Origin of the sequence: Paractinoplanes rishiriensis (assembly GCF_016862375.1) — a bacterium.
Lineage (GTDB): Bacteria > Actinomycetota > Actinomycetes > Mycobacteriales > Micromonosporaceae > Actinoplanes > Actinoplanes rishiriensis.
The window spans coordinates 190,875-203,969 of the sequence record NZ_BOMV01000073.1 but is presented as its reverse complement, the minus strand read 5'-3'; the positions used below and the strand labels follow the sequence as shown (position 1 = coordinate 203,969).

Here is a 13,095-nt window from a genome sequence, read left to right as displayed (position 1 = left end):
TGGCCGCGCGAACTGCTGCGCCGCCTGCTGCCGGACCCCGGCGAGCCGTTTTTGGTGGTACGCCTGGGCTACGCCGGGCCGGGCGAGGTGCTGCCGGTATCCCCGCGCCGCGAGGCCCGCGACGCCATCGAGCTCACGAGGCGTACCTGATGGCGTGCCGGCGGGGTGCGGTCATGCCGTTGCCGAGGAAGAAGTCGGGGTTGCTGGACTGGAGGTAGCCCTTCAGCGTCATGCCGTTGCGGTAGGCCGGGTTGTGCGCCAGCGTGGTCAGGCGGATGCCGGCCGGCTTGTCGGTGGTGAAGATGACCAGCTGGTCGAAGGACGGGCTGACCAGGACCACCTCCTCGCGCCAGTCGCCGTGGATGTCGGCGATCAGGGTGGGGTAGACGCTGTTGCCCAGGGCGGTCACGGCGCCGTGCTTGGACGCGGTCACCACGCGGGGGAGGGACGGCGGCGCGGCCGGGTTGGCCGGGTCCCACTTCTCGATGCGGGCGTCGCGGCGGTCCGGGAACGGGTCGGCGTTGAAGAGTTCGCGCAGCGGGTCGCCGTCCCACCACACGCCCATGTGCGGCCACGGCTGCTTGGTGGTGTCCGGTTCGGCAAGGCGGTTGGTGGGCGCGTTGTAGAGGCCGGTGGGCCTGCCCTGTTCGTAGTTGACCTCGCCGTTGATCGACCAGGTCTCCATGCCGGCGTGCCGCGGGTCGATATCGGCGACCATGCCGCGGCCGGCGTCCGCGCCGGGGGCGGTGGTGCTGTGTTTCCAGATCATCGCGCCGGTCGCGGCGTTGTAGTAGTAGTCGAGCAGGCCGTTCGGGTGGTCCTGCTGGATGCCGTAGCCCTCCAGGCCGGGGCGGGCCGGGTCGATGTCGGCGATGAACCAGCGGTCGCCGTGGATGACGCCCTGCGGGGCCAGCGAGTAGCGCAGCTTGCCGTTGCCGTTGAGCAGGAAGCCGATCTCGCCGAGTTCGTCCTTGCCGTCGCCGTCCACGTCGACGATCCGGGTGTTGTGCCCGTCCGGCAGGTCCTGGTTGCCGCGCAGGAACTTCCACTGCATGCTCAGCGCGCTGCCGGTGAACCGCCACGCCGTGTACATCAGGTTGAAGCCGCCCGAGCCGATCCGGTTTTTCATGTACGCGACCAGGCTCGGACTCACCCCGTCGAGGTGGCCGACGCCGAAGCGGGCGTACATCGGGCCGTCGGACAGATAGTCGGTGGGCACGGGGGCGGTGGCCCGCGGCGCGCCGGTCATCCCGTCCAGGATCGCGATGAACTGCCGGTTGTTGTCGGCGTTCGAGAAGGTCGTGCCGTTGCCGAACCGGACCCCGTTCGCGATCCGCACCGCCACCTCGGCGCGGCCGTCGCTGTCCAGGTCGTAGACGGTGACGCCGTCGTTGTGGCCGACGTCGATGGTGGCCGAGCCGCCCTCGATGTTGTTCTGGTCGGTGCTGTTCGGGCCCATGTTCACCGACCAGAGGAACTGCCCGTTGCTCCGGTACGCCTCGATCGTCTGCGGCGAGGTCTGCCGGTCGACCACGTAGTCGTACTCGCCGTCGCCGTCCAGGTCACCGACCCAGACGAACTTGACCGCTCCGCCGGCCCGCAGCGGCACCCGGACCACCGGTTCGACGGCGTTGTTCGCGGGCAGCGTGAACGCCCGGCTCGCCGGCTGCTCCACGCCGCCGACCACCGGGCGGACCTGATAGCTGTTGGCCTGCGCCGGGTTCGCCGTGGCGTCGGTGAAGTTCGTGCCCCCGGTCAGCACCGCCGGATTCAATCTGGCGTACGCACCACCGGCCGCCGACCGGTACACGTTGAACCCGATACCGTCCGGGTCCAACCCGAGCAGGCGCCAGCTCACCAGCACGCTCGTGCTGCTGGCGCGCACCGCGACGACGCCGCGGCCCAGGTTTTCCATCACCCGGGCCGGCGCGGCGGCAGCCACCGCCGCGCCGGTCGTGGCGGCCATGGTCAGCACGACGCCGGCCGCGATCAGTGTCACGAGCTGTCTCCGAGCGAACATGGCGGCTCCACGTGGAAACGTTTACTAAGGACTGCCGACGAGGGAACCAGACGAGTTCACGACTGTCAATGCCACGTGCTGCATGGCTCGCGCGGCATCGTGAAAACGTTTCAACCTGAGCATGCGGTGGAGAGGGGGCGGCGGCGCGCGGTCAGGCGGGGGCGGGGTGGCGCTGCGCTGGCGGGGGCGGGGTGGCGCTGGGCGGGCGGGGGGTTGGGTGGCGCTGCGCTGGGCGGGCGGGGGTTGGGTGGCGCTGCGACGGGGCAATTCCGGGGTGCGGGAAGGCGCAAATAGGCAGCGCATTCCGGGCCAATTCCGGGTCCGCGCATTGGGCTGCTGTCCGGCCGTCCGCGCCGCGCCAATCGGCTGCCGGTGCGCTATGTGAACGTAAACACGGATGATGGCGGGACGCTCGCCGGGGTGGGTGCGGAGCGTGGTTAACGTTCACAGTCTGCGAGATACGTCTTAATGGAATCTGCACCGGTCCGGTTGACTATCGTCGATCGCGCCCCGTAGGTTCCTACCCGTTGAAGCCATGCAACGCACGGTCACGGGGGACCAATGCGGGTTGTCATAGCTAGCATCATTCTGCTCATCGCCGGCGTGCTCGTGGTCTCGCTGGCCGGCAAGCTCCGCGGCCGCGCCGCCTTCCGCGGTTTCGCCGCCGCCGTCGTCGAGATGGGACTGGTCCGGCCGCGCCTCGGCCGCCCGGTCGCGGCGCTGGCGATCGGCGCCGAGGCCACCGTGCTCGTCCTGCTGGCCTGGCCCGCCGGCACCGTGCCGGGCCTCGCCGCCGCCGCTCTCCTCTTCGCCGGCTTCACCGCCGCGCTCGCCGTCGCGGTCCGGCGCGGAGCGCGGGCGGGCTGCCACTGCTTCGGCGCGTCGAGCACCCCGGTGGCCCGCCGGCACGTGCTGCGCGGCGGATTCCTCGGCACGGTCGCCGCCGCAGCGGCCGTGCTCGCGCCGGCCGGCCCGCTCACCGGCATCAGCGCACCGCAGGCGCTGACCGCGGCCGCCGCGGCCGCCGTCGGCGTGGCGGCCCTGGTCTGGCTCGACGACCTCGTCTGGCTGTTCCGGCGCGCGACCCCGACGGCCTGAGCCCCCTGGCTTGAGCTCACCCGGCCTGAAGCCCCACCGAACCCCTCCGGAGGCACGATTATGGTCCTTCTGTCCGTGGCGGTCGCCATCCTCACCGTGCTCGTCCTGATCGACCTGGTCCTCAGCGCCGCCGTCATCCGCCGGCTGCGGGACACCGAACGGCAGCTCGTCGAGATCACCACGCCACCGCAGACCGGCATGGCGCCCGGCGAAGCGATGCCCGACTTCACGGCCGAGGGCGGCGACTTCTCCCGCGCCGACCTGGCCGGCCGGGCGGCGCTGGTCGCGTTCTTCTCGTCCGGCTGCCGGCACTGCCCGGCGCAGGCCGAACGCCTCGCCGAGCGCGCCGACGACCTGGCCGCCCGGGGCGTGACCGTGGTCAGCGTCCTCGGCGTGGGCGACGACGACGAGCTGTCCCCGTTGCTGCGCAAGGCCGGCCGGCTGGTCACCGAGCCCGGGTTCGGGCCGCTGGCCGGTGCGTTCCAGGTCGACTCGACGCCCACACTGCTGATGTTCGACGAGGCCGGCGTGCTGGTCGCCAACGGGCACGGCGTCGACGAGGTGCTGGGCGGCCGATGAGCCCGCCACGACTGCCGGACCTCCGCCGTGCCGGGCGGCTGCTCCGCCGTGCCGGGCGGCTGCTCCGCCGCGCGTTCGGGATCTACCTCGGCGCCGCACCGGGCGCGGCCGTGCTCAGCGTGGTCCTGATGGTCTACGGCGGCCTCGCGCCGGTGGCACTGGCCTGGTTCACCCGGGCGATCATCGAGGGCCTCACCGCGCGGGACACCGGCGAGATCACGGTGGGTGTCCTCGGTTTCGGGGTGCTGGGCCTGCTGTCGCCGGTCGTCTCCCACGTGTCCCAGTACGTGCAGCGGGAGACCGAGCGGCGCGTGCTCGCGCGTACCCAGATCGAGCTTTTCTCCGCTGTCTCCGCACACCCGGGACTCGCCGAACTGGAGGACAGCACGTTCCACGACCGGTTGCGGCTCGCCACCGAGGCGAGCCGGTTCGCGCCGACCCAGCTGAGCACGATGGTCATCGGGGTGGGCCAGGAACTGATCACGATCGGCACGTTCGCGGCCACCCTGCTGCTGTGGTCGGTGCCGGTCGCCGCGCTGGTCTTCCTGGCCGCGGTGCCGACCCTCGTGGCGCAGGTGCGGCTGGCCCGGCTGCGCGGCGAGATGATGGAGCGCACCGCGCCGCTGCTGCGCCGGCAGGCCTTCTACGCGGCGCTGCTGCTCGACATGCGCGCGGCCAAGGAGATCCGGCTGTTCGGGCTCGGCGCGTTCTTCCGCGGCCGGATGATGCGCGAGTTGCGCGCGGCGCAGAGCCAGGAACGGCGGCAGGACCGGCTGGCGCTGCGGGTGGACGGGGCGCTGGCCGTGCTGACCGGCGTGGTGTCGCTGATCGCGCTCGCGGTGTTCGTGCGCCAGGTGTTCGACGGCCGGGGCACGGTCGGCGACCTGGTGGTGGTGATCGCCGCGCTGGGTGCCGTGCAGATGTCGGTGTCCGGGCTGGTGCACCAGTTCGCGATGGCCGGCGAGACGCTGATCATGTTCGGCCATTACGTGGACGTGACGGCGGTGACGCGTACGCCCAGAGGTTTGCCCCCGGCGCCCGGGATGGAGCAGGGCGTGGAGTTCGACGACGTGTGGTTCCGCTATGCGCCCGAGCACGACTGGGTGCTGCGCGGGGTCACCCTGCGGATCCCGCGTGGCACCTCGCTGGCCCTGGTGGGCGACAACGGGGCCGGCAAGTCGACGCTGGTCAAGCTGCTGTGCGGGTTCTACCGGCCGACCCGCGGTGTGATCCGCTGGGACGGCGTGGACATCGCCGGCTATGAGCCGGCTTCGCTGCGGGCACGCATCGCGGCCACGTTCCAGGATTTTATGGCGTACGAGTTCAGCGCGCGCGACAACATCGCGGTGGGCGACCTGACCGCGGCCGAGGACAGCACCCGGATCGGAACGGCGGCCGAGACGGCCGGCGTGGCCACCGCGCTCGACGCCCTGCCGCGCGGCTACGACACGATGCTGACCAGGGCGTTCACCGACGAAGCGGGAGACTCGGCGGGCGTCGTGCTGTCCGGCGGGCAGTGGCAGCGGCTCGCCCTGGCCCGCGCCTGCCTGCGCGACGGCGCCGACCTGCTGATCCTGGACGAGCCGTCGTCGGGGCTGGACGTGCAGGCCGAGCACGACATCCACCACCGGCTGCTGTCGCTGCGCCGCCGGCGCACCAGCCTGCTGATCTCGCACCGGCTCAACACCGTGCGCGACGCCGACACCATTGTGGTGCTGCGCGACGGCGTGCTGGCGGAACGCGGCACCCACGCCGAGCTGATGGCGGCGCGGGGACGCTACGCCGAGCTGTTCCGGCTGCAGGCGGCCGGATACGCCGAGGCGGCCTCATGACCGCGCCGGCGGTGGTGATCGCGCTGCTCGGGCCGCTCGAGGTCACCGTGGCGGGCCGGCCGATGGCGGTCGGCGGGCCGGGCCGGCGGGCGCTGCTGGCCGCGCTCGGGCTCAGCGTCGGCACCGCGGTCAGCGTGCCCGAACTGCTCGAGGCCATCTGGGACGACCGGCCGCCGATGACCGCCACCACCAAGCTCCAGGGACACGTCTGCGCGCTGCGGCAGGGGCTGGCCCGGCTGGGCGGCCCGGATGCCGCCGAGGTCCTCCAGACCAAACCACCCGGGTACGTGCTGTGCCGGCACCGGGCCACGACCGATCTGGTCCGGTTCGACGACCTGACCCGCCGGGCCCGGCAGGCACCGGTGGGCGAGCAGGCGGCGCTGCTGACCGCGGCGTTGCGGGTGTGGCGCGGCGCGTCGGCGTGCGCCGACATCCGGTCGTCGGCGTGGCTGACCAGCATGGCCGGCTCGCTCGACGACCGGCGCTGGCGGGCCACCGAGGACCTGGCCGCGGCCGAGTTGGCGCTCGGCGACCACGACGCGGTCATCGACGCCATGGAGTTGCTGGTCCGGCAGGCCCCGTACCGGGAGCGGGCCTGGGAACATCTGATGGCGGCCCACCGGGAACGCGGCGACCTGGCGGCGGCGCTGGCCGTGCACGAGCGGCTGCGCCGGACGCTCGCGGCCGACCTGGGCGTGGCACCGGGCCGGCGGATCACCCGGCTGGCCGACGAGATCCGCGGCCGGGAAGTCATGAAGGGGTAGATCGAACGGTGTTACGGATGGTTGCAGCACAGTGGCGGGCGCGCGGGCGCCGGTCGCTGGTGATGCTGTCGATGATCGCGGTCGCGGTCACCGGGTTCACCCTGCTGACCGGCGCGGCGGTGACGTCCCGGCTGGACGCGGTGGGCACGGTGCAGGCGAACTTCCGCCCCGCGTACGACATCCTGGTCCGCCCGAAGGGCGCCGTGCTGCCCCTGGAGCAGCAGCGCAATCTGGTGCAGCCGGGGCAGTTGGCCGGGATGCGCGGCGGCATCAGCCTGGCGCAGTGGCGGCAGATCGGGGACGTGCCGGGAGTGGACATCGCGGCGCCGGTGTCGATGATCGGCTATCTGATGCGCACCGTGCCGATCACGGTCGACCTGGCCGGCCTGCTCGACCCGGGCGCCGAGCGGCAGGTGCTCCGGGTGCAGCCGTCCTGGGTGACCGACGCGGGGCTGAGCCGGATCCCGGACGGCGCGCACTACCTCTACGCCACCCGCAACCGGATCGACACGCCGCGGACCGACCTGCCGGGCAGCGCCGAGAAGGACCTGCGCCCGCAGGAGGTCGGCGCGGACGGCCGCCGCAGCCACGTCTGCCCGGGCGTGCGGATCATCTACCAGAGCGACCAGACCGACCCCACCGACCTGACCTCCCGGTCCTCGCTGACCTGCACCGGCGGACCGGGCTCGAAGGACGGTTCGGGCCGGCCGACCGCGGCCCGGGTGACCCTGCTGTGGTCGATTCCGTTCCTGGTCGCGGCGGTCGATCCCGAGTCCGAGGCGGCGCTGGCCGGGCTGGACGGCGCGGTTTCCACCGGCCGCTACTTCCGGCCGGGGGAGAAGCCCGCCGCCCGGCGGCTGGCCGACGTGAAATACCCGTACTCGGTCCTGCCGGTGCTGATGACCGACCGGCCGCAGACCGACTCCACGCTGGAGCTGGACATCCAGCGGCTGGACCCGGGCGCGGTCGACCTGGTGCGCCGGACCACCGAGGACGACCGGCCGCTGCGGGCCGCGCTCGGCGGGCGGGCCGGTGCATCGGTCGAGCGGCGCACGGTGCGCATCGACGCCCCGTACGGCGATCTGGTGAAACGCATGCGGCACCCGGCCGGCGCGGCCGACGAGAGCGACATCTACACCAGCGACTCGCTGTGGCTGGACAAGTTCTGGACGGTCGGCGCGGTGCACTCGGCCGGCGAGGGCGACGGCCGGCGCGCCGAGGGCGTCACCTACAACCGCAAGATCTGGGACGTCGGCGACGAGGGCGGCCTGGCCGGCTGGGTGCCGATGGAGTTCTCCGACACCGCGGTGCGCGACAGCATCGGTAAGCACGGCGTCGACACCAGCGAGCACAACATCCAGGTCGGCGAGCGGGGGATGCCGGACGTGGCGCTGGACGCGATCGGCACCTTCGACCCGGCGAAGGTGCAGCTGGGCGGCGCGCTGTCGGCGGTGCCGATGGATACCTACTTCCAGCCCGGGGTGGCCGGCGCCGACGAGGCGTCGCGCGCCGCGCTGCACGGGCGCAAGCTCGAACCCAACGCGAACGTGACCGGCCTGCTGGCCCAGCCGCCGCTGATGCTGACCACCATGGCGGCAGCCGAAAAGATCTTCGACCCGAACGGCTACCGGACCGAGCCGCGCTACCCGGAACTGGACCTGAACCGGGCCGCGCCGGTGAGCATGGTGCGGGTCCGGCTGAGCGGCGAGGTCGGTCTCGACGACCTGTCCCGGGAGCGGGTACGCCTGATCGCGCAGCGGATCGCCGAGCGCACCGGACTGCAGGTGGACATCACCCTGGGCTCGTCGCCGACGGCGGTGCCGGTGCGGTATCCGGCCGGGAAGTTCGGCCGCCCGGAACTCGTGCTGGCCGAGCCGTGGGTCAAGAAGGGCGTAGCGGCGGTGCTGGTCAAGGCCGCCGACCGCAAGAGCGTGCTGCTGTCCGGCCTGGTGCTCGCGGTGTGCGCGCTGGCCGTCCTCAACGCCAGCCGGGCCGCGGTGCGGGCGCGTCGTACGGAATTGGGGATTCTGGCCTGTGTCGGCTGGACCCGGCGACATCTGATGACCCTGCTGGCGGCCGAGATGGCCGCGGTGGGGCTGGCCGCCGGGCTGCTCGGCACGATCGTGGCGATCCCGCTGGCGTGGGCGTTCGGGCTGACCCTGAGCTGGACCCACCTGCTGCTGACGATCCCGGCCGCGGTGCTGCTGGCGCTGCTGGCCGGTGGCGGTCCGGCCTGGCGGGCGGCGCGCCCCGACCCGGCCGCCACGATCCGGCCGGCGGTGTCGGCCCGGGCCGCCCGGATGCATTCGCCGCGGCGGGTGACCGGCCTGGCGCTGGCCAACCTGCTGCGCTCGCCCGGGCGGACGCTGCTGGGCGCGGCCAGCCTGTTCATCGGGGTGGCGGCGCTGACCATGCTGCTGGCGATCACGTTCGCGTTCCGCGGCGCGGTCACCGGCACGCTGCTCGGCGAGGCGGTCACCCTGCAGGCGCGCACGGTCGACTACCTGGCGGTGGCGGTGACCATCGTGCTCGGCGTCGCGTCGGTGGCCGATGTCCTTTACCTGAACATCACCGAACGGGCGCCGCAGCTCGCGCTGTTCACCGCGGTGGGCTGGACCGACCGTACGCTGAACCGCCTGGTCACCACGGAGGCGCTGGCGATGGGCGCGATCGGCGGCGTGCTCGGTGCCGGGCTCGGCCTGTCCGGCGCGTCGCTGTTCGCCGGCGGCGTCACGGCCGCGCTGTGGTGGTGTGCGGCCGCCGCCCTGACCGCCGGGATCGTGGTGGCCGCGCTCGCCGTGATCGTGCCGATCGCCATGCTCCGCAAGCTGCCCACCGCCCAGCTCCTCGCCCAGGAATAGCCAGCTCCTCGCCCAGGAATAACCAGCTCCTCGCCCAGGAATGAGCCGATGACCGATCCCATTGTGCGTATCACCGAGGCCCGCAAGGCGTTCCCGCTGCCGGACGGTTCCCGGCTGGCCGCGGTCGACGGCGTCAGCCTCGAGGCCGAGCCGGGCACGGCGGTGTCGCTGACCGGCCCGAGCGGCTCCGGCAAGTCGACGCTGCTGCACCTGATCGGCGCGATCGAACGCCTGGACTCGGGCTCGATCGTGGTGGCCGGTCAGGACATCGGCAAGCTGTCCCGCAAGGCGCTGGCCGGGTACCGGCGGACGGTCGGGTTCGTGTTCCAGCGGTTCCACCTGCTGCCGGCGCTGACCGCGCTGGACAACGTGCTCGCGCCGGTGCTGCCGTTCCGGACCGCGTTCGACAAGCAGGAGCGGGCGCGGGAACTGCTCAAGGTGGTGGGCCTCGACGATCGCGCGGCCGCCTTGCCGTCGCAGCTGTCCGGCGGGCAGCAGCAGCGGGTGGCGATCGCCCGCGCGCTGGTCAACGAGCCGCGCCTGCTGCTGGCCGACGAGCCGACCGGCAACCTGGACTCGCGTACCGGCACGGCCATCATGGATCTGCTGCTGACCCTGCGCGACGAGCGCGGCACGACCGTCATGGTGGCCACCCACGACCCCGGGATTGCCGAACGATGCGACGCCGCGCTGCACCTGCGCGACGGGCGCCTCCGGTGACCGCGTGGCGCGTCGCGGCGGCGCTGTCTGCCGTCACGGCAGTCGGGCTGGTGGTGGCCGCCCGCCGCCGTTTCCTGGTGATCGACGTGGTCGGTGACAGCATGGCACCCGCGTACCGGGACGGCGACCGGGTGCTGGTGCGCCGCACCCGCCGCTTCCGGCGCGGCGACGTGGTGATCGCCCGGCACCAGGAGGGCGGCGGCTACCTGACCAGCTGGCTGGTCAAACGACTCGTCGCGCTGCCCGGCGACCCGGTACCGGAATCGGTGCTGCCCGCGACCGGCACGGCCGACCTGTTCGTGCCGGCCGGCATGACGGTGCTGATCGGCGACCATCCCGGCAGCGCCGACTCGCGCAGCTGGGGCTTCATCCCGATGACCGACCTGGCCGGGGTCGTGGTCCAGCGGTAGCGCTTCGTTAGTGCATCGTTAGCGCCTCCCGGCAGTCTCGGCGGTACCGACACGAGGTCGGTGCCAAGAGAGCGGAGAGGCTGACGTGACCAAGACGATCACCCGGCTCGGCGACCGGATGCTGGCCGCCATGCTGCCCAAAGCCAAGGCTTCGGCGTGCTCGCACTGCCAGTACGGGGGCGCGGGGTGCGGCGGGCCGTTCTGTTACTACTATTTCTCCCGCTACGTCAGCGGGCAGTGGCGCTGCTACGCGATGCAGACCCAGGAGTGCACCCGCTACCCGGTCAGCTACCGCGCCGGCTGCTGCTGAGTCGGCGCGGGAGGCGGCGGCCCGGCTCCGGCGCCGCCGCCGGTGCGCACCAGGAAGCCGACCGCGGGGTCTACTCGTCGCCGACGATGCCGGCGGCGTCGATGACCGGGCGCTCGTCGCGGTAGCCGGTCAGCATGATCCGCCGGTCGGGTGTGCCGCTCCTCCCGATCGTTACGCTGGTGGCGGGCCGGTAGGTGCCGCCGCGCAGGACGATCGTCTGTCCCGGCCGGACCACGGCGACGGCCTTGGCGAGGGTGGCGTACGGCCGCTGGAGCGTCCCGGTGCCGTCGCCGGAACCGTCCGGCGCCACGACGATGTCCGCGACGGCCTTCTTGATTTCGGTGCCTGCGGAAGGCACCGGGGGCGTCGGGACCTGTGGCCGTACCGCGACCGCGCGAGTGCTGCCGGGCGGTGCCGGTGACTCGGTGACCGCGTACACGAAACCGCCGCCGGCCGCGATGATGACCGCGGCCGCGCCGGCCGCCAGCTTGAGCGTGAGGACGTGCGAGACCGAGCTCGCCGTCACCTCCGCGGCGACCGGCAGCGACACGACGCCGAGCAGCAGTTTCTCCGGGGACACCAGGCCACGCTGGTGCTGCGAGCAGCGGCCACAGTCGCGCACGTGCCGGGTCAGCCGCTTGCGCCAGACCGGGCCGGGTTTGCCGTCCCAGCCGTGCACGGCCCGGGCCAGATCGGGGCAGCGCGGTGCTGCGTTCAGCGCCCGCACCATCCCGCGAACAGCCTCAAGACCAACCTTCATGCGCCGTACGCGTACCCCGGCGTGCTTCGGATTGACGGCCAGCGCGGCCGCGAGCCCGGCGCGGGTCAGCTCGCCGAGCGTCTCGCGCCAGCAGAGCGACAGCAGGCGCCGGTCGTCGTCGTCCAGCCAGGCGGCGGCCTCGGTGAGTTCCCGGCGCTGGTCGGCGAGCAGCAGTTCGGTGACGGTCCGCTCGGCGAAGTCGCCGCCGGGATCCGGCGGTTCGGTGCCGATCTCCTCGCGACGGTCCAGGAGCCGGCGCCGGCCCCGCAGGTAGAGCTGGATCTGCCGGTGCACGACGGCGTTCAGCCAGGGCTCGAAGCGGTCCGGTTCGCGCAGGCGGGGGAGGGCGCGCATCACCCGGACCATCGTCTCCTGCACCACGTCGTCCACGTCGGCGTGCCCCTGGAGCGCCCGGCCGACGATCCTGGTGACCACCGGGAGATGGGCCGCCATCAGCGTGGCGAGGGCCGTCTCGTCGCCGGCCTGCGCCGCGGTGACCAGGCGGGCCGTCGCGGTCCCGGTCTTCTCCGTCATAACGGGCAGATCGTGGCAGCCTCGGCGGTGCACAGTAAAGAATTTATTTCTGAGGTTTCGGTAACCCGGGACGGTCTCGTAGCAGCTATCAGGTCAAATCGCCTCGTCCGGCGATAACTACGGACCGAGAGGGACTTTGGTGAGAAAGCTCCGCTTCCTGCTGCCGGCCGCCCTGGCCGCGCTAGTGATCCCCGCCGCGGTGACCACCGCGGCGAACGTCTCGCAGGCCGACGACAGCGTCAGCACGCTGGCCGCGCCGTACTCGAATGTGGCGGACGGTTTCGCGACCGGTGTGACCGGTGGTGCCGGTGGGCAGACCGTCACGGTCACCACCCAGGCCCAGCTCAACCAGTACGTGACGTCCAGCAGCCCGTACGTGATCCGGGTGGCCGGCACGATCAACATCAGCCCGAAAGGCACCGAACTGCGGGTCGCCTCGAACAAGACGATCATCGGGGTGGGTACCGCCGGGCACATCGTCGGCGGCGGGTTCTTCCTCGCGGCCGGGGTGCAGAACGTCATCATCCGCAACCTGACCATCCGCGACACCACCATGGCGGACGACGACCCGGGTGACGACGCCTACGACTACGACGCCATCCAGATGGACACCGCCAACCGGATCTGGATCGACCACAACCGGCTGCAGCGGATGAACGACGGCCTCATCGACTCCCGCAAGGACACCACCAACCTGACCGTGTCCTGGAACCACCTGGCCAACAACAACAAGACGTTCGGCATCGGCTGGACCACCAACGTGACCGCGCGCATCACGATCCACCACAACTGGTTCCAGAACACCAACTCGCGCAACCCGAGCGGGGACAACATCGCGTACGCCCACATGTACAACAACTACCTGCAGGGCGTGAAGGGCTACGGCAACTACAGCCGCGGCGCCACCAAGATGGTCATCGAGAACAGCTACTTCGAAGGCACGAAGGACCCGTTCTACCCCGACTCCACCGCACAGCTGCGCCAGACCGGCAGCATCCTGGTCAACTGCACCGGCAAACAGCAGACACTCGGCTCGGCGTTCAACCCGAGCAGCTTCTACTCGTACACCCTGCACCCCGCCGCCGACATCCCCGCCATGCTGCGCACCCACGCGGGACCCCAGGCCAGCATCGGCCTGTAAACGGGACTCCCGGGGCGCGGGGTGCACGTCCCGCGCCCCGGATCCTCGGCTAGTCGGCTCCTCGGA

Annotated in this window: 11 protein-coding genes; 9 read left to right on the top strand and 2 right to left on the bottom strand. The window is 72.1% G+C overall.

Annotated elements, in window-relative coordinates:
• Positions 1 to 133 precede the first annotated feature (133 nt).
• Positions 134 to 1,999 (bottom strand): rhamnogalacturonan lyase family protein, encoded by a 1,866-nt coding sequence (locus Ari01nite_RS35095; RefSeq protein ID WP_203786561.1) that lies wholly within the window; start codon positions 1,997 to 1,999, stop codon positions 134 to 136.
• A gap of 582 nt (positions 2,000 to 2,581) precedes the next feature.
• On the opposite strand from Ari01nite_RS35095, the gene Ari01nite_RS35090 reads away from it, so the two are divergent.
• The 8 genes from Ari01nite_RS35090 (at position 2,582) to Ari01nite_RS35055 (ending at position 10,594) form a co-directional block, all read left to right on the top strand.
• The gene (locus Ari01nite_RS35090; protein WP_203786560.1) at positions 2,582 to 3,118 is read left to right on the top strand and encodes a MauE/DoxX family redox-associated membrane protein; all 537 of its coding nucleotides are present in this window, start codon (positions 2,582 to 2,584) and stop codon (positions 3,116 to 3,118) included.
• A gap of 60 nt (positions 3,119 to 3,178) precedes the next feature.
• Positions 3,179 to 3,697, top strand: a complete 519-nt coding sequence (locus Ari01nite_RS35085; RefSeq protein WP_203786559.1) for a peroxiredoxin family protein — start codon at positions 3,179 to 3,181, stop codon at positions 3,695 to 3,697.
• Positions 3,694 to 5,529 carry an ABC transporter ATP-binding protein gene (locus Ari01nite_RS35080; RefSeq protein WP_203786558.1) on the top strand — a complete coding sequence of 612 codons (1,836 nt, stop codon included), beginning with the start codon at positions 3,694 to 3,696 and terminating at the stop codon, positions 5,527 to 5,529. Before Ari01nite_RS35085 ends, Ari01nite_RS35080 begins: the two co-directional genes overlap by 4 nt.
• Positions 5,526 to 6,293 carry an AfsR/SARP family transcriptional regulator gene (locus tag Ari01nite_RS35075; RefSeq protein WP_203786557.1) on the top strand — a complete coding sequence of 256 codons (768 nt, stop codon included), beginning with the start codon at positions 5,526 to 5,528 and terminating at the stop codon, positions 6,291 to 6,293. The genes Ari01nite_RS35080 and Ari01nite_RS35075 overlap by 4 nt, the downstream gene beginning before the upstream one ends.
• Positions 6,294 to 6,310: 17 nt before the next feature.
• Positions 6,311 to 9,154, top strand: coding sequence for an FtsX-like permease family protein (locus tag Ari01nite_RS35070; RefSeq protein ID WP_203786556.1), 2,844 nt, complete (start codon positions 6,311 to 6,313; stop codon positions 9,152 to 9,154).
• 48 nt (positions 9,155 to 9,202) lie between these two features.
• On the top strand, positions 9,203 to 9,874 hold the full coding sequence (locus Ari01nite_RS35065) for an ABC transporter ATP-binding protein (RefSeq protein ID WP_203786555.1): 672 nt from the start codon (positions 9,203 to 9,205) through the stop codon (positions 9,872 to 9,874).
• The gene (locus Ari01nite_RS35060; protein ID WP_203786554.1) at positions 9,871 to 10,284 is read left to right on the top strand and encodes a S26 family signal peptidase; all 414 of its coding nucleotides are present in this window, start codon (positions 9,871 to 9,873) and stop codon (positions 10,282 to 10,284) included. Before Ari01nite_RS35065 ends, Ari01nite_RS35060 begins: the two co-directional genes overlap by 4 nt.
• A gap of 85 nt (positions 10,285 to 10,369) precedes the next feature.
• A complete protein-coding gene (locus Ari01nite_RS35055) occupies positions 10,370 to 10,594 on the top strand; it encodes a hypothetical protein (RefSeq protein ID WP_203786553.1) in 225 nt (74 codons plus the stop codon).
• A 70-nt stretch (positions 10,595 to 10,664) separates the two neighbouring features.
• Here the strand turns inward: Ari01nite_RS35055 and Ari01nite_RS35050 are convergent, their stop codons facing one another.
• Positions 10,665 to 11,888: an RNA polymerase sigma factor gene (locus tag Ari01nite_RS35050; RefSeq protein WP_203786552.1), complete on the bottom strand. Its 1,224-nt coding sequence runs from the start codon at positions 11,886 to 11,888 to the stop codon at positions 10,665 to 10,667.
• 139 nt (positions 11,889 to 12,027) lie between these two features.
• Here Ari01nite_RS35050 and Ari01nite_RS35045 point away from each other — a divergent pair, with 139 nt between their 5' ends.
• Positions 12,028 to 13,029: a pectate lyase family protein gene (locus Ari01nite_RS35045; protein ID WP_239163288.1), complete on the top strand. Its 1,002-nt coding sequence runs from the start codon at positions 12,028 to 12,030 to the stop codon at positions 13,027 to 13,029.
• Positions 13,030 to 13,095: the final 66 nt, after the last annotated feature.

Bases quoted from the DNA above. Each gene is read 5' to 3' on its own strand.
- Ari01nite_RS35090 (WP_203786560.1), top strand. From the start codon at position 2,582: ATGCGGGTTGTCATAGCTAGCATCATTCTGCTCATCGCCGGCGTGCTC.
- Ari01nite_RS35085 (WP_203786559.1), top strand. From the start codon at position 3,179: ATGGTCCTTCTGTCCGTGGCGGTCGCCATCCTCACCGTGCTCGTCCTG.
- Ari01nite_RS35080 (WP_203786558.1), top strand. From the start codon at position 3,694: ATGAGCCCGCCACGACTGCCGGACCTCCGCCGTGCCGGGCGGCTGCTC.
- Ari01nite_RS35075 (WP_203786557.1), top strand. From the start codon at position 5,526: ATGACCGCGCCGGCGGTGGTGATCGCGCTGCTCGGGCCGCTCGAGGTC.
- Ari01nite_RS35070 (WP_203786556.1), top strand. From the start codon at position 6,311: ATGGTTGCAGCACAGTGGCGGGCGCGCGGGCGCCGGTCGCTGGTGATG.
- Ari01nite_RS35065 (WP_203786555.1), top strand. From the start codon at position 9,203: ATGACCGATCCCATTGTGCGTATCACCGAGGCCCGCAAGGCGTTCCCG.
- Ari01nite_RS35050 (WP_203786552.1), bottom strand. From the start codon at position 11,888: ATGACGGAGAAGACCGGGACCGCGACGGCCCGCCTGGTCACCGCGGCG.